Annotated in this window: 18 protein-coding genes; 11 read left to right on the top strand and 7 right to left on the bottom strand. The window is 73.2% G+C overall.

The genetic code is table 11. From position 1 onward, the window contains the following. Positions 1 to 5: 5 nt before the first annotated feature. Both scy and mce read right to left on the bottom strand, forming a co-directional pair. Entirely contained in the window at positions 6 to 4,676 is a 4,671-nt protein-coding gene (gene scy, locus BLW86_RS12090) for a polarized growth protein Scy (protein ID WP_093874050.1), read from the bottom strand. Between the two features lie 185 nt (positions 4,677 to 4,861). After that, positions 4,862 to 5,314: a methylmalonyl-CoA epimerase gene (mce, locus tag BLW86_RS12085; protein ID WP_093874049.1), complete on the bottom strand. Its 453-nt coding sequence runs from the start codon at positions 5,312 to 5,314 to the stop codon at positions 4,862 to 4,864. 137 nt (positions 5,315 to 5,451) lie between these two features. Between mce and BLW86_RS12080 the strand changes: the two genes are divergently transcribed. Together BLW86_RS12080 and meaB are read left to right on the top strand one after the other, a co-directional pair. After that, complete coding sequence (locus BLW86_RS12080; RefSeq protein WP_093874048.1) at positions 5,452 to 6,654, top strand: acetyl-CoA C-acetyltransferase; 1,203 nt, start codon at positions 5,452 to 5,454, stop codon at positions 6,652 to 6,654. A gap of 46 nt (positions 6,655 to 6,700) precedes the next feature. Then, positions 6,701 to 7,657 carry a methylmalonyl Co-A mutase-associated GTPase MeaB gene (gene meaB / locus BLW86_RS12075; protein WP_093874047.1) on the top strand — a complete coding sequence of 319 codons (957 nt, stop codon included), beginning with the start codon at positions 6,701 to 6,703 and terminating at the stop codon, positions 7,655 to 7,657. A gap of 72 nt (positions 7,658 to 7,729) precedes the next feature. Here meaB and BLW86_RS12070 read toward each other — a convergent pair whose 3' ends face one another. The 4 genes from BLW86_RS12070 to BLW86_RS12055 form a co-directional block, all read right to left on the bottom strand. Continuing rightward, entirely contained in the window at positions 7,730 to 8,206 is a 477-nt protein-coding gene (locus BLW86_RS12070; RefSeq protein ID WP_030693295.1) for a MarR family winged helix-turn-helix transcriptional regulator, read from the bottom strand. Positions 8,207 to 8,345: 139 nt separating this feature from the next. After that, positions 8,346 to 9,131, bottom strand: coding sequence for an AIM24 family protein (locus BLW86_RS12065; RefSeq protein ID WP_093874046.1), 786 nt, complete (start codon positions 9,129 to 9,131; stop codon positions 8,346 to 8,348). Next, positions 9,128 to 9,778, bottom strand: a complete 651-nt coding sequence (locus BLW86_RS12060; RefSeq protein ID WP_093874045.1) for an AIM24 family protein — start codon at positions 9,776 to 9,778, stop codon at positions 9,128 to 9,130. The genes BLW86_RS12065 and BLW86_RS12060 overlap by 4 nt, the downstream gene beginning before the upstream one ends. 88 nt (positions 9,779 to 9,866) lie before the next feature. After that, entirely contained in the window at positions 9,867 to 10,505 is a 639-nt protein-coding gene (locus BLW86_RS12055) for an AIM24 family protein (RefSeq protein WP_041662875.1), read from the bottom strand. A gap of 114 nt (positions 10,506 to 10,619) precedes the next feature. On the opposite strand from BLW86_RS12055, the gene BLW86_RS12050 reads away from it, so the two are divergent. The 5 genes from BLW86_RS12050 to BLW86_RS12030 all read left to right on the top strand — a co-directional run bounded on the left by BLW86_RS12050 (position 10,620) and on the right by BLW86_RS12030 (position 13,497). Beyond that, positions 10,620 to 10,970: a DUF3817 domain-containing protein gene (locus BLW86_RS12050; RefSeq protein WP_093874044.1), complete on the top strand. Its 351-nt coding sequence runs from the start codon at positions 10,620 to 10,622 to the stop codon at positions 10,968 to 10,970. Further along, complete coding sequence (locus BLW86_RS12045) at positions 10,967 to 11,263, top strand: MTH1187 family thiamine-binding protein (RefSeq protein ID WP_093874043.1); 297 nt, start codon at positions 10,967 to 10,969, stop codon at positions 11,261 to 11,263. The genes BLW86_RS12050 and BLW86_RS12045 overlap by 4 nt, the downstream gene beginning before the upstream one ends. A 154-nt stretch (positions 11,264 to 11,417) precedes the next feature. Beyond that, positions 11,418 to 12,140: a hypothetical protein gene (locus BLW86_RS12040; RefSeq protein WP_093874042.1), complete on the top strand. Its 723-nt coding sequence runs from the start codon at positions 11,418 to 11,420 to the stop codon at positions 12,138 to 12,140. Beyond that, entirely contained in the window at positions 12,137 to 12,820 is a 684-nt protein-coding gene (locus BLW86_RS12035; RefSeq protein ID WP_093874041.1) for a DUF4166 domain-containing protein, read from the top strand. The genes BLW86_RS12040 and BLW86_RS12035 overlap by 4 nt, the downstream gene beginning before the upstream one ends. Beyond that, on the top strand, positions 12,817 to 13,497 hold the full coding sequence (locus BLW86_RS12030) for a TetR/AcrR family transcriptional regulator (RefSeq protein ID WP_371129472.1): 681 nt from the start codon (positions 12,817 to 12,819) through the stop codon (positions 13,495 to 13,497). Before BLW86_RS12035 ends, BLW86_RS12030 begins: the two co-directional genes overlap by 4 nt. Before the next feature lie 15 nt (positions 13,498 to 13,512). On the opposite strand, the gene BLW86_RS12025 is transcribed toward BLW86_RS12030, so the two are convergent. Next, entirely contained in the window at positions 13,513 to 14,505 is a 993-nt protein-coding gene (locus tag BLW86_RS12025; RefSeq protein WP_093878618.1) for an ArsR/SmtB family transcription factor, read from the bottom strand. Positions 14,506 to 14,868: 363 nt separating this feature from the next. Between BLW86_RS12025 and BLW86_RS12020 the strand changes: the two genes are divergently transcribed. From BLW86_RS12020 to BLW86_RS12005, 4 genes are all read left to right on the top strand, one after another. Then, complete coding sequence (locus tag BLW86_RS12020) at positions 14,869 to 16,149, top strand: MFS transporter (RefSeq protein WP_371129471.1); 1,281 nt, start codon at positions 14,869 to 14,871, stop codon at positions 16,147 to 16,149. 9 nt (positions 16,150 to 16,158) lie between these two features. Continuing rightward, the gene (locus tag BLW86_RS12015) at positions 16,159 to 16,668 is read left to right on the top strand and encodes a MarR family winged helix-turn-helix transcriptional regulator (RefSeq protein ID WP_093874040.1); all 510 of its coding nucleotides are present in this window, start codon (positions 16,159 to 16,161) and stop codon (positions 16,666 to 16,668) included. Between the two features lie 66 nt (positions 16,669 to 16,734). After that, entirely contained in the window at positions 16,735 to 17,067 is a 333-nt protein-coding gene (locus BLW86_RS12010; RefSeq protein ID WP_093874039.1) for a DUF3817 domain-containing protein, read from the top strand. Between the two features lie 72 nt (positions 17,068 to 17,139). After that, complete coding sequence (locus BLW86_RS12005; RefSeq protein ID WP_093874038.1) at positions 17,140 to 18,840, top strand: coenzyme B12-dependent isobutyryl-CoA mutase large subunit; 1,701 nt, start codon at positions 17,140 to 17,142, stop codon at positions 18,838 to 18,840. Positions 18,841 to 18,850 lie beyond the last annotated feature (10 nt).

Genomic DNA, 18,850 nt, shown 5'->3' with positions numbered 1-18,850 from the left:
AGTGGCTAGCCGTCCTGGGACTTGCCACCCGTCCGGGTGGAACCCGCCGACGCACCCGCCTTGACCCCGTCCTTTCCGGCCGCCGGGGTCTCGAAAGACTCCAACGCCTCCAGCACGTCCTGGACACGGGAGATCTCGGCATTGATGTCCTTGCGACGACGCGTCAGCACCTCCAGCTCGCGCTGCCCCTCCTGGACCGTCTTCTCCGCCTCGGCCTCGGCCTCCGCGCGGATCCGCTCGGCCTCCGCCTTCACGGCCTCGGCCTCCGCGATGATCGAGGCCTTCTTCTGAGCGGCCTCCTTCAGGAGCGCGTCCGCCTTGCGGACCGCGGCGATCCGGACCTTGCTCGCCTCCGAACTCGCCTCGGAGACCAGCTCCTTCGCCTTCTCCTCCGCCTCGGTCCGCTGCTCGGTCGCGGCCTTCACCAGCTTGTCGACGCGCTCGCCGGCCGTCTTCATCTGCTCGGCCGTCTCGCGCCGCGCCCGCTCGTGCAGCTCCTCGATCTCGCTCTCGATCCGGCCCCGCAGCTCCTCGGCCCGCTCCCTTATGGCCGTCGCGTCGCTGCGCGCCCCGACCAGGAGCTCGTCCGCGTCCGTACGGGCCTTCTCCACCAGCGTGTTGCCCTCGACGGTCGCCTCGGCGACGATCCGCTCGGCCTCCTTGCGGGCCGCGCCGACCATCGTGTCCGCCTGCGACTCGGCCTCCGTGGTGGCGCGCAGCGCCTCCTCCTGGGCCTTGGCGATGAGCTGGTCGGCCTGCTCGGCCGCGTCCGAACGCTTCCGGGCGCCGGCCTCCCGGGCCTCGTCGAGCGTCCGGTCCGCCTCCTCGCGCGCCTCCGCGCGCATCTGCTCGGCCGCGGCCTCGGCCTCGGCCTTGACCCGCTCGGACTCGGTACGGATCCGCTCGGCGTCCCGCAGGGCCTCCGCGATCGCCTCGGCGCCCTCGGCGCGCAGCCGCTCGGCCTCCTCCGAGGCCGCGGCGACGGTCCGGCCCGCCTCGGCGCGGGCGTCCGCGCCGACCGAATCGGCCAGTTCGGCCGCCTCGTTCACGATCCGCTCGGCCTCGGCCGTCGCCTCGCCGACGAGGGTGTCGGCCTGCTCGGCCGCGTCCGAACGGCGCTTGTCGGCGGCCTTGCGGGCCTCGTCCAGGATCTGGTCGGCGTCGGCCAGCGCGGCGTTGCGCAGGGCCTGCGCGTGCGCCTCGCCGTCGGCCTTGACCTGCTCGGCCTCCGTGAGCAGCCGCTGAGAGTCCCGCTCGGCCGTCTCCCGCAGCTCGGCCGCCTCGGCGGTGAGCCGCTCGGCCTCGGCCGTGGCCTCGCCGATGAGGGTGTCGGCCTGCTCGGCGGCGTCCGAACGGCGCTTGTCGGCGGCCTTGCGGGCCTCGTCCAGGATCTGGTCGCCCTCGGCGCGGGCCTCCGCCCGCAGCGCCTCCGCCTGTGCCACGCCCTCGGCCTTGACCTGCTCGGCCTCGGCGCGGATGCGCGCGGCGTCCTGCTCGGTCGTCTCCATGAGCTCGATCGCCTCGGCGGTGAGCCGCTCGGCCTCGGCGGTGGCCTCGCCGACGAGGGTGTCGGCCTGCTCGGCGGCGTCCGAACGGCGCTTGTCGGCGGCCTTGCGGGCCTCGTCGAGGATCTGCTCGCCCTCGGCGCGGGCCTCCGCCCGCAGCGCCTCCGCCTGCGCCTCGCCGTCGGCCTTGACCTGCTCGGCCTCCGTGCGCATCCGCTGGGCGTCGCGCTCGGTCGTCTCCCGCAGCTCGGCGGCCTCGGCCGCGATCCGCTCCGCCTCGGCGGTGGCCTCGCCGACGAGGGTGTCGGCCTGCTCGGCCGCGTCCGAACGGCGCTTGTCGGCGGCCTTGCGGGCCTCGTCCAGGACCTGCTCGGCCTCGGCGGCGATCCGCTCCGCCTCCGCGCGCGCCTCGCCGACCGTCGTCTCGGCGCGCTCGGCGGCCTCCGAACGGATCCGGTTCGCGTCGTCCCGGGCGTCCGCGCGCGTGCGGGCCGCGTCCTGCTCGGCCGAGGCGAGCGAGTCCGTCGCCTCGGTCCGCACCCGCTGCGCGTACTCGGCGGTGTCCGCCCGCAGCTTCTCCGCCTCGGCGAGCGCGTCCGTGACCGTCCGCTCCGCCAGCGCCTTCGCGGCCTCCGACTCCTCCTGGGCACGCGCCCGCGTGCGGACGGCGTCCTCGGACGCCCGCTCCCGCTCCTCGTACGCGTCGGCGCGGACCCGGTCCGCCTCCTCCTGCGCCTCGGTGCGCGTCCGCTCCGCCGCGTGCTCGGCGGCGCTGCGCAGCCCGGCGATCTCCTCCTCGGCCTGCTCGCGCAGACCGGCCACCGAGTCCCGCACCTCCTGGGCGGCTCGCGAGGCGGCGGTGACCATCTCGGTCGCCCGCGCGTCCGCCTCCTCGACCAGGCGCTGCGCCTCGGTCTGCGCCTCCTCGACCCGCTTGCGGGCGGCGGCCAGGAGCTCCTCGGACTGCTCGCGGGCGTGCTCGCGCTCCCGGCCGGCCTCGGAGCGGGCCGACTCGAGGGTCTCCTCGGCCTCCCGGCGGCGCCGGTTGGCCTCGTCCCGCGCGGCGGCCAGCGCCTCGGCGGCCTCGGCGGCCACCCGCTCGGCGGCGGCGGCGGCCTCGGCCCGCACCCGGTCGGCGGTCTCCTGGGCCTCCGAGCGCAGCCGCTCGGCCTCCTCGGAAGCCTCCGTGCGCAGCCGTACGGCGGCGGACTCGGCCTCGGTACGGGTGGTGGACGCGTCCGACGCGGCCTCGGCGCGCAGCCGCTCGGCCTCCTGCTCGGCCTGCTCCCGGAGGGACCGGATCCGCTCGGCGGCCTCGGTCCGCAGCCGCTCCGTCTCCTCGGCGGCCTCGCGCCGGATCCGCTCGCCCTCGGCCCGCGCGTCGGTGAGCTCCTCGCCGGCGGCCGTGACCTTCGCCTCGGCGTCGGCGTGCAGCCGGGCCAGCTCCTCGGCGGCCTCCGCGCGGCGCGCCTCGGCGGCCCGCTCGGCGTCCGCGCGCAGCCCGGCGGCGGCCTCCTCGGCCGCGCCCTTCACCGACTCGGCCTGCTCCTCGGCCTCGGCGCGCAGCCGCTCGGCCTCGGCGCGGGTGCGCTCCAGGGTCTCCTCGGCCTGGGCGCGGAGCGTCTGGGCGCGCTCCATCGCCTCCGACTTGACCCGCTCGCTCTCGGCACCGGCCTTGGTGCGCAGCTCGTCGGCGTCCGTACGGGCCTTGCCGAGGAGCTCCTCGGCAGTCCTGGCCGCCTCCTCGATCTGCTGGAGGGCCTCGCGGCGGGCCTCGCCGCGGATCCGCTCGCCCTCGTCGATGGCCTCGGCGCGCAGCTGCTCGGCCTCGCCGCGCAGCCGACGGGCCTCCTCCTGGAGCTCGACCGTCTTGGCGCGGTACTCCTTGGTGTCGTCCTTCGCCGAGCCGAGCAGCTCGTCGGCCTGCTCCCCGGCCTCGGCGCGCAGCCGGTCGGCCTCGGTCTCGGCCTCGCGGCGGACCCGCTCGGCCTCCTCGGCGGCCTTGCGGGTGGTCTCCCGGGCGTCCTCGGACGCCTTGGTGAGGATCTCCTCGGCGCTGCGGGCGGCCTTGGCGAGCGCGGCGGCCGAGTCCTCGGCGGCGGCCGTGACGGCCTTCTCGGAGGCCTCCGTGACGAGCTTCTCCGCCTCGGCGGTGGCCTCGCGGAGCTTCTCCTCGGCCTCCGCCTTGAGCGCCTCGGCCTCCTTGGTGGCCTCGCCGACGAGCCGGGCGATCTCCGTCTTGGCGGTGCGGGTGCGCTGCTCGTTGACCGACTCGGCGGAGGCGAGCTGCCGGGCGGCGGCCTCCTTGGCCTCGGTGAGGGCCTTCTCGGCCTCGACGCGGGCGAGCCGCAGCTTCTCCTCGGCCTCCTGCATGCGCTGTTCGGCGGCGCGGGAGAGTTCGGTGGCCTGGCGGCGGGCCTGGTCGGTCTCGGCGGCGGTGGTCGAACGGAGCTGCTCGGCGTGGCTGGTGGCCTCCTGCGCCTGGCTGGAGGCGGCGCTCAGGAGCCGCTCGGCGTCCTTGCGGGCACGCAGCAGAATCGCTTCGGCCTCGGCCCGGGCGGACTCCGCCTCGGCGCCGACGCGGCGGCTGGTCTCCTCGGCGAGCCGGGTGGCCTCGGCGCGGGCGGCGGCGAGCGACTGCTCGGCCTCCGCGCGGGACTCCTCCAGGAGGCGGCGGGCCTGGGACTCCGTGCGGGCGCGCAGCTGTTCGGCCCAGGCGACGTTCTCGTTGACGTGCGCCTCGACGGTCTGGCGGCGCTCGTTGAGCTCCTGGTCGAGCTGCTGGCGGCGCTGGACGGCCTCGTTGTGCAGCTCGGCCTGGAGCCGGGCCTGGTGCTCGGCGTGCTCCTGGAGGATGCGCTGGGTCTGGGCGCGGGCCTCGCGCAGCTCGCGCTCGGCGTCCTGACGGAGCTGCTCGGCCTGCGCCTGCGCGTTCCGCAGCAGCTGCTCGGCCTGGTAGCCGATGTCGGCGCTGTCGTACGCGGGCCGGGACGCGATGGTGCGGCGCGCCTCGTGGAGCTTGGCGCGCAAGACCTCGACCTGGTAGCCCAGGTCCTCGGCATGCTGGACGGCCTTCTCGCGTTCGGTCTTCAGCCGGTCCATCTCGGCTTCGAACCTGGCGAGATGGTCGTCTTCAGCTCGGTGGCTCTCCTGGCGTTCGTAGCCCCGCACTGCGCGGTCCCATCCGTCCCCTGGTCGCAACACTCCTACGAGCACGCCCTCACGGCCGAGGACGGACCCCCGGGGAATCGTGGCAGATCGGACGACCCCGACATCCCGACTTCGATGCCGCACGGAGCGGCCCCGACCGGCCCCGGCCCGGAGCCGCCCACTCTACCGGGCCAGGAATCCGGTGGTCAGTGCTCCGCTGAGGAGTGGTCAGCGGACGGCTTCGCCGAGGTGACCAGTTCCGTGAGTACGCCGTGGCAGTCCTTGGGGTGGAGGAAGGTGATCCGGGAGCCCATGGAGCCGATCCGCGGCTCGTCGTAGAGGACCCGGACGCCCTTGGAGCGGATGGCCTCGGCGTCCCCGTCGACGTCGGCCGTGCCGAAGGCGATGTGGTGCACGCCCTCGCCGTTCTTGGCGAGCCACTTGCCCACCGCGGAGTCCTCCCGGGTGGGCTCCAGGAGCTGGAGGTAGGAGGCCCCGCCGTCGTCGGTGGCGTTGATCTTGAGCATGGCCTCGCGGACGCCCTGCTCCTCGTTGACCTCGGAGTGGAAGACCTCGAAGCCGTACGTGGCACGGTAGAACTCGACGGTCTTGTCCAGGTCGAAGCAGGCGATTCCGATGTGGTCGATACGCGTCAGCATGGCTCCAGTGCACCCCCGCCGGGGTGGTTACGCAACGTGCGCGCCGTCACACCGGCAGGCCGGTGACCGGGCGCCGCACCGCTCAGTACATTGGCGGTAAACCCTCGTTCACTCCTCATCCCAAGGGGCCGTGCCTCATGTCTGGAACGACCGGTACCACCTCAGTGATCGTCGCGGGCGCCCGCACGCCCATGGGTCGCCTGCTCGGCTCGCTCAAGTCCTTCTCGGGCGCCGACCTCGGCGGCTTCGCCATCAAGGCGGCCCTCGACCGGGCCGGCATCGGCGGCGACCAGGTGCAGTACGTGATCATGGGCCAGGTGCTCCAGGCGGGCGCCGGCCAGATCCCCGCCCGTCAGGCCGCCGTCAAGGCCGGCATCCCGATGAACGTCCCCGCGCTCACCATCAACAAGGTGTGTCTGTCGGGTCTGGACGCCATCGCGCTCGCCGACCAGCTGATCCGCGCCGGCGAGTTCGACGTCGTCGTCGCCGGTGGCCAGGAGTCCATGACCAACGCCCCGCACCTGCTGCCGAAGTCCCGCGAGGGCTTCAAGTACGGCGCCATCGAGATGCTCGACGCCATGGCGTACGACGGTCTCACCGACTCCTTCGAGGGCATCGCCATGGGCGAGTCCACGGAGAAGCACAACACCCGCCTGGGCATCCAGCGCCCCGAGCAGGACGAGATCGCCGCCCTCTCGCACCAGCGCGCCGCCGCCGCCCAGAAGAACGGCATCTTCGAGGCCGAGATCACCCCGGTCGAGATCCCGCAGCGCAAGGGCGAGCCGGTCGTCTTCTCCCAGGACGAGGGCATCCGCGCGGAGACCACCGTCGAGTCCCTCGGCAAGCTCCGTCCGGCCTTCGCCAAGGACGGCACCATCACCGCCGGCACCTCCTCGCAGATCTCCGACGGCGCCGCCGCGGTCGTCGTGATGAGCAAGGCCAAGGCCGAGGAGCTGGGCCTGGAGTGGATCGCCGAGATCGGCGCCCACGGCAACGTGGCCGGCCCGGACAACTCGCTCCAGTCGCAGCCGTCCAACGCGATCCTGCACGCCCTGAAGAAGGAGGGCCTGACCGTCGAGGACCTCGACCTGATCGAGATCAACGAGGCCTTCGCCGCGGTCGCCGTCCAGTCAATGAAGGACCTCGGCGTTACCCCCGAGAAGGTGAACGTCAACGGTGGCGCGATCGCCCTCGGCCACCCCATCGGCATGTCCGGCGCCCGCGTCGTGCTGCACCTCGCCCTGGAGCTCAAGCGGCGCGGCGGCGGCATCGGTGCGGCGGCCCTCTGCGGCGGCGGCGGGCAGGGCGACGCGCTGATCGTCCGCGTGTCCGGCAAGTAAGCGGCATCCGGGCAAGTAGGCAGCATCCGATCGAGGAGCAGCGCAGATGGTGGACGTCCCCGAACTCGTCGCCCAGGCACGGGAGGGCCGGCCGCGGGCCGTGGCCCGGCTGATCTCCCTCGTGGAGGGGGCTTCCCCGCAGCTGCGCGAGGTGATGGCGGCGCTCGCGCCGCTCACCGGCGGTGCGTACGTGGTGGGCCTGACCGGCTCGCCGGGCGTGGGCAAGTCCACGTCGACGTCCGCGCTGGTCTCCGCGTACCGCCGGGCCGGCAGGCGGGTCGGCGTGCTCGCCGTCGACCCGTCCTCGCCCTTCAGCGGGGGAGCGCTCCTCGGTGACCGGGTCCGGATGTCGGAGCACGCCTCCGACCCGGGCGTCTACATCCGCTCCATGGCGACCCGCGGCCACCTGGGCGGCCTCGCCTGGTCCGCCCCGCAGGCCATCCGCGTCCTGGACGCGGCCGGCTGCGAGGTGATCCTCGTGGAGACCGTCGGCGTCGGCCAGTCGGAGGTGGAGATCGCCTCCCAGGCCGACACCTCGGTGGTCCTGCTCGCGCCGGGCATGGGCGACGGGATCCAGGCCGCGAAGGCGGGCATCCTGGAGATCGGCGACGTGTACGTGGTGAACAAGGCCGACCGGGACGGCGCGGACGCCACCGCCCGCGAGCTCAACCACATGCTGGGGCTCGGCGAGGCGCGGGCGGCGGGCGACTGGCGGCCGCCGATCGTGAAGACGGTCGCGTCGCGCGGCGAGGGCGTCGACGAGGTCGTGGAGGCCCTGGAGAAGCACCGCGCCTGGATGGAGGAGCGCGGGGTCCTGGCGGAGCGCCGCCGGGCCCGTGCCGCGCGCGAGGTGGAGACCATCGCGGTCACGGCCCTGCGCGAGCGGATCGGCGACCTGCACGGCGACCGGCGCCTGGACGCCCTGGCCGAGCGGATCGTGGCGGGCGGCCTGGACCCGTACGCGGCCGCCGACGAGCTGGTCGCGAGCCTGACCGGAAACTGAGCTCCCAGGCGTACGGAAAGGGCCTCCCCGGTCGACCGGGGAGGCCCTTTCCGTACGGGCACATATGTCAGGTCACGGCTTGCCGCGGCGGCCGCGGAGCTGCTCGGCGATCGGCTTCAGGGACTCGTGGAGGTCGCCGAGGGCCTCGCCGCTGAGCTGGTCGATGAAGTGCTTGCGCACCGACTCGACGTGGTGCGGGGCGACCTTGCGCATGGTCTCCATGCCGTCGTCGGTCAGGACGGCGTAGAGCCCGCGGCGGTCGGACTCGCAGTTCTCGCGGCGTACGAGGCCGGCGTTCTCCATGCGGGTGATCTGGTGGGAGAGCCGGCTCTTCGACTGGAGGGTGGCGGCGGCGAGGTCGCTCATGCGCAGCCGCCGTTCCGCCGACTCCGAGAGGTTCACCAGGATCTCGTAGTCGTTCATCGTCAGGCCGAAGGGCTGGAGGTCCCGCTCCAGCTGGTACGTCAGCATTCTCTGGACGTCCAGGAACGTGCGCCAGGCGCACTGCTCGCCGTCGGTGAGCCAGGGGGTGGCCGTCTCGGTCTCCATGTATGGATTCTACCTAAGAAGTTGAATACTTGACGAAGTCTGGGAGTGTGACGCCGCGCACCACACGCCGGGCGGGCCGGGCGCCCCTGGCCCGGCGCGGCGCAGACGTTCGAGGGCGTCACACTCCGCAGACTACCGGCTACAGGCCGAAGCGACGCTGGAGGTCACCGAGCTGGCCGGGAAGGCGCGGTACCGAACCCAGCGGCCCCTGGCCGGAACCAGGCGCCCCGTGCCCGCCCGGAACGCCCGCCTGCGCCGGCGGCGCGCCGATCGCCCGCTCCGGCATCAGCAGCTCCGTCGACTGGAGCAGCACCGTGCCCGCGCCGACGAACTCGAACTGGTGCTCCTCGCCCGAGCTCCCGCCGATGCCCGTCAGCGCGCGGACGCCGCCCATCACGCCCGTCATGTAGCCGTGGTCGTAATGGTGGCAGGGCGACGGGCAGTCCGCCCAACCGACGAGCGCCTGCGGGTCCACCCGCATCGGCGGCTCCATGAAGACCACCGGGCCGTTCGACGCGGCCACGAACTTGCCCGTGCCGATCAGCGTCACGAAGCCCGGCACGATCGACTGCTTCAGCGCCAGCGTCGGCTGGTAGGCCAGCAGGTTCCCGGAGCGGATCGTCAGATTGCCGTCGTCCAGGTCGTACGAGTTCACGTCGAAGGCCCGGTCCGCGAGCAACATCTTCCCGCTGCCCTCGGCCACCACCCAGTCGCTCGCGTGCAGCGGCGAGTGGAAGGACGTCCGCACCAGCCGGTCGAGCCGGCCGTGCCCGATGCCGTTGAACTCGATCCGCCCGTAGTAGGCGATCATCTTCCCCTTCTGCAGGAACCACTGGCTCCCCTTGAGCTCCACGCAGAAGGTGTACGGATTGACGTTGTCGTCCGACGGAAGGGTCGTCGGGTCGTGGATCACCGGGGTGCTCACAGCTTCTCCTCCGAGGCCTGGACGTACACCACGCCGTTGCCGCTCAGCTCCAGCTGGAACGCCTCGCCGGAGCCGCGCCCCACCATGTCGCGCCAGCCCAGCGCCGTGGAGAGCTTGTTCCGCACGTCGCCGCGGTGCGCCACGTACGCCTGCGGGTCCACGTGGACCGGGCGGGCCGGGGAGATCGGCAGCTCGATGACGCCGCCGTGCGCCATGACCGCCACCGAGCCGTGGCCCTTCAGGGTCGTGGTGAAGAGGCCCTGGCCGGTCACCTGGCCGCGGACCATGCCCATGACCCCGCCCTGCGAGCCCATGAACATCGTGCCCTGCTCCAGGGTCCCGTCGAAGGCGAGGAGCCGGTCGGCCTCGACGTACAGGGTGTCGCCCGCCAGCGCGATCACGTGGATGTGGTGGCCGCCGTGCCCGAACATCACCGTGCCGTTGCCCTCGACGGTCATCAGCGGGGTCGCCTCGCCGGCCACCCGGCGGCCGATCATCGACATCAGGCCGCCCTGGCCGCCCGCCATGTTCGGCGTGAAAGTGACGTCGCCGCGGTACGCGAGCATCGCGCCGCGCTGACTGAACATCCGCTGCCCGGGGACGACGGTCGCCTCGACCATCTTCGAGTTGATCTCGCGGAACGGCATCAGTCCTCCTCGTTCGCTTCTCCGCCCGCGCGGCGCAGAGGTGCGGGCATCGTCGTCGTCTGCGGCCCGGTGGCCGCGCGTGCGACGCTCACACGTCCCCCCCGATCGTGTTCCGCTCGCTCGGCTGCACGTACACGAGGCCGTCGCCCTCGAAGCGGATCTGGAAGGCCTCGCCGCCGCCCTCGCCCATCAGGGTGCGGAAGGTCACCCCGGACTGGAAGTGCTGCTGGAGGTTGCCCTGGTGGGCGATGTACGCGCCGGGGTCCACCTGGAGCGGGTACTGCGGGGTCACCCGCAGCACCACCGCCGGGCCGTCCGACATGATCGCGGCCTGGCCGGTGCCCTCGACGGTCGTGGTGAAGAGACCGTTCCCGGTGGCGCCGCCGCGCAGGCCCGTGAAGGTGGTGCCGGTGCGCAGCCCCGCGTCGGTGCAGAGCAGATTGCTCGCCTCCACCCACAGCTTGTCGCCGTGCAGGGAGACGAGGTTGATCTCGGAGGCCCGGTCGGCGAACCAGCAGGTCCCCTGACCGCGTACCTCCATCACCTCCATCTGCTCACCCGTGAGCCGGCGGGTCACCATGCCGCGCAGGCCCTCACCGCCACCGCTCATCTTCTTGAACGCCATCTGACCGTCGTAGGCGACCATCGAGCCGTTCTTCGCCTTGACGGCGTCGCCGGTCATGGAGACGGCGAGCACTTTGCTGCCTTGGAGTCGGAACGTTGCCACCCCAGGAAGGTACTGGGCCCCCGGCTAAAGAGACAGCAAAGTCGGCGTGCACAATGGACCGACGCTTGTGCGCCGATTCACAAGATCGCCCGCGAATACCCGAAGGTGACCCCCGTGGACATCAAGACCGCCACCGCCCTGCACCGGCTGCGCCTCATCTCCGTGCCGGAGGCCCTGTCGTTTCCCGCGCTCCTGATCTTCGGCTCGCTGCTGAGCCGGATCTCGGACATCGACTTCCTGATGCTGCCGCTGGGCATCATCCACGGAGTCCTCTTCGTGCTCTACGCGGTGCTGCTCCTCGACGTGTGGAGCAAGACGAAGTGGCCCTTCAAGCGGGTGGCCTTCTTCTTCCTGCTCTCGCTGCTGCCCTTCGGCGGCCTGTACGGCGACAAGGTCCTTAAGCGGTACGAGTCGGAGGCGGTCATCGCCTCCCGCGCGCGTCGCGAAGGCGTGGTCAACGCATGATCGTCGCGTTCTCGGTCACCCCGCTGGGCGTGGGGGAGGAGGTCGGCGAGTACGTCGCCGACGCGGTCCGAGTGGTCCGTGAATCCGGACTCCCGAACCGGACCGACGCCATGTTCACCTCCGTCGAGGGCGAGAGCTGGGACGAGGTGATGGACGTCGTGAAGCGCGCCGTCGCCGCCGTCGAGGCCCGTGCGCCGCGCGTCTCGGTGGTGATGAAGGTCGACATCCGGCCGGGCGTGACGGACGGCCTGACCGCGAAGGTCGAGACGGTGGAGCGCCACCTCGGCGCCTGACGCGCCGCACGAACCCTGGAAGCCCCCGGTCCTGGAATCAGGGCCGGGGGCTTCTTCGCTTCCGCCGGTTGAGCGAGTGCTCAAAATCGGCTACCTTCACTCGCGGGCAGTTTTGAGCGGTTGCTCAAAACGCCGGACGAGCTGGGGGAACGGCATGGGTCTCTACATCGAGACGCGGGTGCGCGCGGACCTGGAGACGCTCTGGGAACGCACGCAGGAACCCGAGCGGCACCAGCGGTGGGACCTGCGGTTCACGGAGATCTCGTACCTCCCGCGCGCCGAGGGCGAGCCCCAGCGCTTCCGCTACGCGACGCGCCTCCTGCCCTTCCTGGTCGTCGCCGGCACCGGTGTCTCCGCGGGGGAGCGCCACCGGGCCGGCGGCGACCGGGTCTCCGCACTCCGCTTCGCCTCCCCGCACCCGCTCTCGCTCCTCGCCGAGGGCAGCGGCTACTGGCGCTACGTCCCCACGCCCGACGGCGTCCGCTTCCTCACCGGCTACGACTACCGGCCCCGCTGGGGCCGCCCCGGCCGGATCGCCGACCGGCTCCTCTTCCGGCCCCTCATGGGCTGGGCCACCGCCTGGTCCTTCGACCGGCTGCGGCTCTGGTGCGAGCGGGGCATCACCCCCGAACGCTCCCGCGACCGCTGGCTCCTCGAACTCGCCGTCCGCGTCCTGCTCGTCGGCGCGCCCGCGCTCGCCGCCGTCCTGCCGCTCGGGCCCGACCCGCTCGTCGCCGTCCCGCTCGCTGTCCTCGGACTCGCCGCCGCCGTCCTCGTACCGCCCTCCCCGCGCACCCCCGCGGCCCGCCGCTGTCTGCGCACCCCGCCCGCCCGCCACCGGGAGCCCCGGCTCCTCGCCACCCTGGAGCAGCCGTGACCTCGATCTTCCGCACCGCCATGGGCGACGCCGCGTTCGAGCGGCTGCACCCCGAACTCCAGCGGCGCTTCTCGGTCGGGCTCGCGAGCGGCGAGCTGTGCGTCGGACGCGGCGTCATGGACCGCGTCTGGCACGGCCGGGCCTTCGTGAAGCCCTTCCTCGCCCTCGGCACGCTGCGGAACATCCTGCTGCCCCGCACCGGCCGCGACGTCCCCTTCACCATCGAGAACGTGCCCTACGCCGACTCGTACGGACGGGAGACCGTCACCTTCGTCCGCACCTTCGCCCTGCCCGGCGGCCCCCGGCGCTTCGACGCCACCATGGTCCACAGCCCCGAGCGCGACTGCGTCCTCGACTACCTCGGCACCCACCAGCACCTCGCCAGCGACCTGCACCCCACCGCCGAACCCGACGGCTCGCTCCTCATCACCTCCGGCGAACACCGCTTCCGCGAGGGCCCCGTGGACGTGCGCGTCCCGGAGCTCCTGGCCGGCCGGGCCGAGGTGCGCGAGTCCTTCGACGAGCGCACCGGCCGCTTCCGCATCGACGTCCGGGTCGTCAACCGCCACTTCGGCCCCCTCTTCGGCTACCACGGCTCCTTCACCGCCGCCTACGCCGACGTACGCTCCATCGGGGTGCGCGCGGGGCTGCGCCCGGTGCGCGAGGAGGTACGGGTGTGAGCGGACGGACCGCGACGGGCGTGAAGGCGCAGGACGCCAGGAGCCAGGAGACCCGGGAGAAACTGCTCGACGGCGCCCTGCGCACCCTCGTCGAGCAGGGCATCGCCAAGGCCTCCGCGCGGGCGATCGCGACCACCGCCGGGGTCAACCAGGCCTTGGTCTTCTACCACTTCGGCTCCGTCGACGAACTGCTCGCCGCCGCCTGCCGGCGCGGCGCCGAGCAGCGGGTGGCCCGCCACCGGGAGCGGCTCCGCTCCGTCGGCAGCCTCTCCGAGCTGCTCGCCTTCGGACGCGAGATGCACGCCGAGGAGCGGGACGCGGGCCATGTCGCCGTCCTCGGACAGCTGCTCGCCGGCGCCCAGACCCACCCCCGGCTCGCCCCCGCCACCGCCGCCGGACTCGACCTGTGGATCGCCGAGATCGAGCAGGTCCTCGTCCGGGTCCTCGCCGGGACCCCGCTCGCCGAGTTCACCGACCCCGCCGGGCTCGCCCGCGCGGTCGCCGCCTCCTTCGTCGGCCTCGAACTCTACGAAGGGGTCGACCCGGCGGGCGCGGAGACCGCCCTCGCCGCGCTCGAACAGCTCGGCGCCCTGATGGCCGCGCTCGAGGAGCTGAACCCGGTGGCGCGCAAGGCCGTCACGTACACGCTGCGACGTCAGGGCGGCCGCAACAGGTAGGGCCGCCGGCGACGGTCAGTCCGCCTCCGGCTGCGACAGCGCCATGCCCAGCGGGGTCCGCTCGTACAGCACCTGGTGGCCGTACCGCCGCGAGGTCAGCAGCCCCGCGTCCCGCAGCACCGCCAGGTGCGACGAGACGGACGAGGGAGCCCGACCCAGGAGATGGGCGAGCGCCGTGGTGCCCATCGGCTCGGCCAGGGCGCACAGGACGTCCGCCCGCACCGGGCCGAGCAACCGGGCGAGCGCCTCCGGGGTGCGGTCCCGGGGCTCCGACCACAGCCCGCCGATGCCGCGCGCCGGATAGACCACCGTCGGCTGCCACGGCGGATCGAAACCGCTCACCACGTCCGGCCAGGTGAACACCGACGGCATCAGCACGAGCCCCTGCCCGTCCAGCGGCCGGTCGTGCTCCCCCGGATAGGCCACCCGCAGCGTGGCCGTCTCCGCGGCCCAGTCGAAGGCCGGGTGCAGCTCGCTCAGCAGCCGTTCGAGGCCGCCCTCCGCGAGCCGCCGCGAGTGGTACGCCACGTCCGCCTCCAGAAGCGCGCGCAGCCGGGGCCACTCGGGCGCGAGCAGGGCCTCCCAGGCGGCCCGGAGCAGATCGGCGAGCCGGCCCACCGCCCCGGCGGGATCGGCGAGCAGCCGCCGCCCCTCCGCCGTGTCCGCCGCCCCCGGCGTCTCCGCGAGCGCCCGCTCGAAGTCGTCCAGGGCCAGCGCCGGATCCGTCCCCCGTACGGCCGCGATCTCGTCCTCGAAGGCGGCGGCGGGGCCCAGCGGCGGGGGGTACAGGAAGTCCGGGCTGTGCCCGCGCAGCGGCATCAGCAGGTGCAGCGGCCCGAGGTCGAGCTCCCGCGCGGCGCCCGCGATCCGCCGCATCCACGGCAGGTGGTAGCCCTGCTTCGCGGGCCGCGCGAGCACCCGCACCGCGGAGTGCGTCTCCCACAGCGGCGAGATCGCGAACCGGATCCGCAAGGGGTCGGCCTCGCCGAAACGCAGGTGGTACGGCACGGGGCCCTCCGGGGTGCGGCTGAACATTCGCCTGGAGCCGAAAGTCTAGGTCCGCGCCCCGGCCCCGGGCACGCTGCGCCCATGCCCGAGAACACCCCCCGGACGCCCCTCCCGGCGCCCACGACCACCCCCGCCCACCTCCCCCCGGGGCCCACCCACACGCCCGGGACACCGCCCCCCGAGGCCACACCGGCCTCCGCGAGGACCACCGCGCCGGGCGCCGCCGGGCCCGGCCGAGCCGTCGGTCCTGCGGTCGAGCCCGCGCGGGCTGTCGCCCCCGGCGCTGTCCCTGCCGGGACCGCCGGGCCCGGTACCGCGCCCGTCCCGGCCCGGGCCGTCGGTCCTGCGGCCGGGTTTGCGCCCGTGCGGGCCGTCGACCCCGGCGCTGCCGTGCCCGTCCCGGCCCCGGCCGTCGGGCCCGAGGTTCCGGCCGGCGGCCCCGGATACCTCGCCGTCTTCGCCGTCCCCGAGTTCCGGTTCGTGTTCGTGGCGCATCTGTTCTCGTTGCTCGGGGTCGTCGTCAGTGAGCTCGCGCTCACCGTGCTCGTCTACGACCTGACGCGGTCGCCGCTGCTTTCCTCGCTCACCTTCGCGCTCGGGTTCCTGCCCTACCTCCTCGGCGGGACCCTCCTCGCCGGGCTCACCGACCGGCTTCCGCCCCGGCGGATCCTCGTCGTCTGCGACCTCGTCTGCGCCGGCTGCGTCGCGCTCATGGTCGTGCCCGCCACCCCCGTCGCCGTCCTGCTCGTGCTGCGCTGCGCCATCGCCGTCGTCTCGCCCGTCTTCAACGGCACCCGCATGGCGACCCTCGCCGACATCCTCGGCGAGGGCGAGCTGTTCGTGCTCGGGCGCTCGCTGCTGCGGATCGTGTCGCAGAGCGCGCTGCTCGCCGGCTTCGCCGCCGGCGGCGTCCTCCTCACCCTCGTCCCGCCGCGCGGCGCCCTCGTCGTCACCGCCGCCACGTTCCTCGTCTCCGCGCTGCTCCTGCGCCTCGGCACCGCCCGCCGCCCCGCCCGGGCGGCCGCGTCCACGGGCGGGCTCGCCGGCACCTGGGCGGTGCTGCGGAACCGGCGCGTGCGCGCCCTGATGCTGATGTTCTGGGTGCCGCCGCTCTTCGCCGTCGTCCCCGAGGCGCTCGCCGCCCCCTACGCCGACGAGATCGGCGTCTCCACCGCCGCCCTCGGCCTCCTCATGTGCGCGCTGCCCGTCGGCACCATCGCGGGCGAGCTCTTCGCCGGATCGTTCCTCTCCGCCGGGACCCGCTCCCGGATCGTGCTGCCGCTCGCCGTCACCGGCGTCCTGCCGTACCTGCTGTACGCCCCCGAGCCGGGCGTCGTCCTCGCGGCCGTCGCCCTGTTCCTGGCCGGCGCCACCGGCGCGTACACCCTCGGTCTCGACGCCTGGTTCGTCGCCGCCGTCCCCGAGGAGCAGCGGGGGAGGGCCATGACCCTGATGACCGCGGGCATGATGACCGTGCAGGGCGTCGGCATGGCCGGGGCCGGGATCGCGGCCGAGTTCGCCCCCGTGCACACGGTCGTCGCGGGCACGGGCGTCCTCGGCACGGTCTGTCTCCTCGCCGCCGCCGTCGAGCTGCGGGCGACCGAAGGGCGAGACGGGGCTGACCGGCATGTGACCAGTCGGTAAGGTCGACGCGTGCCGAAGCCGCTCAGTCTCCCCTTCGACCCCATCGCCCGAGCCGACGAACTCTGGCAGAAGCGCTGGGGCCCGGTCCCCTCGATGGCCGCGATCACCTCGATCATGCGCGCCCACCAGATCCTCCTCGCGGAGGTCGACGCGGTCGTCAAGCCGTACGGGCTGACCTTCGCGCGGTACGAGGCCCTGGTCCTGCTCACCTTCTCCAAGGCGGGCGAGCTGCCGATGTCCAAGATCGGCGAGCGGCTGATGGTCCACCCGACCTCGGTGACGAACACGGTGGACCGGCTGGTGAAGTCGGGGCTCGTCGCCAAGCGGCCCAACCCCAACGACGGCCGCGGCACCCTCGCCTCCATCACGGAGAAGGGCCGCGAGGTGGTCGAGGCCGCGACCCGCGACCTGATGGAGATGGAGTTCGGCCTCGGCGCGTACGACGCCGAGGAGTGCGCGGAGATCTTCGCGATGCTGCGCCCGCTGCGGGTCGCGGCGCACGACTTCGACGAGGGCTGACCGGAGGGCCGACCGCACTCCGACCCCCGCGAAGATCGCCCGGAACGTGCCGTTACGCTCGACGGCATGAAATCCAGCGTGCTGACCCGCTACCGCGTCATGGCCTACGTCACCGCGGTCATGCTCCTGATCCTCTGTGCGTGCATGGTCGCCAAGTACGGCTTCGGCGTCGGCGAGGACCTGACCTTCGCGGTCTCCCAGCTCCACGGTGTCCTCTACATCATCTACCTGATCTTCGCCTTCGACCTGGGCTCCAAGGCGAAGTGGCCGTTCGGCAAGCTGCTGTGGGTGCTGGTCTCCGGCACCATCCCGACCGCCGCCTTCTTCGTCGAGCGCAAGGTCGTCGCCGAGACGCTTCCGCTGGTCAGCGGCGCGCAGGCGCAGCCGGTCAAGGCCTGACCCCCACCCCCCGTACACACGTGCGGGGGCGTGCCGTCGACATTTACTAGGACGTCCTAGTAAATTCGAGGCATGGACGCTGACGCCATCGAGGAGGGCCGCCGCCGCTGGCAGGCCCGCTACGACAAGGCCCGCAAGCGTGACGCGGACTTCACGACGCTCTCCGGCGACGCCGTCGAGCCGGTCTACGGACCCCGGCCCGGCGACACCTACGAGGGGTTCGAGCGCATCGGCTGGCCCGGCGAGTACCCCTTCACCCGCGGTCTGCACCCGACCGGTTACCGGGGCCGGACCTGGACCATCCGCCAGTTCGCCGGCTTCGGCAACGCCGAGCAGACCAACGAGCGGTACAAGATGATCCTGGCCGCGGGCGGCGGCGGCCTCTCCGTCGCCTTCGACATGCCGACCCTCATGGGCCGCGACTCCGACGACCCCCGCTCCCTCGGCGAGGTCGGCCACTGCGGTGTCGCCGTCGACTCCGCCGCCGACATGGAGGCCCTCTTCAAGGACATCCCGCTCGGGGACGTCACGACGTCCATGACGATCTCCGGGCCCGCCGTCCCGGTCTTCTGCATGTACCTGGTCGCCGCCGAACGCCAGGGCGTCGACCCGGCCGTCCTCAACGGCACGCTGCAGACCGACATCTTCAAGGAGTACATCGCCCAGAAGGAGTGGCTCTTCCAGCCCGAGCCCCATCTGCGCCTGATCGGCGACCTGATGGAGCACTGCGCGGCGCGCATCCCCGCGTACAAGCCGCTCTCGGTCTCCGGCTACCACATCCGCGAGGCCGGGGCGACGGCCGCGCAGGAGCTGGCGTACACCCTCGCCGACGGCTTCGGCTACGTCGAGCTCGGCCTCTCCCGCGGCCTCGACGTCGACGTCTTCGCCCCCGGCCTCTCCTTCTTCTTCGACGCGCACCTCGACTTCTTCGAGGAGATCGCCAAGTTCCGCGCCGCCCGCCGGATCTGGGCCCGCTGGATGAAGGAGGTCTACGGCGCCAGGACCGACAAGGCGCAGTGGCTCCGCTTCCACACCCAGACCGCCGGGGTCTCCCTCACCGCCCAGCAGCCGTACAACAACGTCGTGCGGACCGCGGTCGAGGCGCTCTCCGCCGTCCTCGGCGGCACCAACTCCCTCCACACCAACGCCCTCGACGAGACCCTCGCGCTCCCCAGCGAGCAGGCCGCCGAGATCGCGCTGCGCACCCAGCAGGTGCTGATGGAGGAGACCGGCGTCGCCAACGTCGCCGACCCGCTGGGCGGTTCCTGGTACGTCGAGCAGCTCACCGACCGGATCGAGGCCGACGCCGAGAAGATCTTCGAGCAGATCAAGGAGCGCGGTCTGCGCGCCCACCCGGACGGCAGGCACCCGATCGGCCCGATCACCTCCGGCATCCTGCGCGGCATCGAGGACGGCTGGTTCACCGGCGAGATCGCCGACTCCGCCTTCCGGTACCAGCGGTCCCTGGAGAAGGGCGAGAAGCGGGTCGTCGGCGTCAACGTCCACCACGGCTCGGTCACCGGCGACCTGGAGATCCTGCGGGTCAGCCACGAGGTCGAGTGGGAGCAGGTCAGGGTCCTCGGCGAGCGCAGGGGGCGGCGTGACGACGCCCGGGTCCGCGCCTCGCTCGACGCGATGCTCGCGGCGGCCCGGGACGGGTCGAACATGATCCCCCCGATGCTGGAGGCCGTCCGTGCCGAGGCCACGCTCGGCGAGATCTGCGACGCCCTGCGCGAGGAGTGGGGGGTCTACACGGAGCCCCCTGGGTTCTGATCTCCCGCCG

The organism is Streptomyces sp. TLI_105 (assembly GCF_900105415.1).
Taxonomy (GTDB): Bacteria; Actinomycetota; Actinomycetes; order Streptomycetales; family Streptomycetaceae; genus Streptomyces.
The sequence above is the reverse complement of the archived record's forward strand: the minus strand, read 5'-3'. Positions and strand labels throughout refer to the sequence as shown.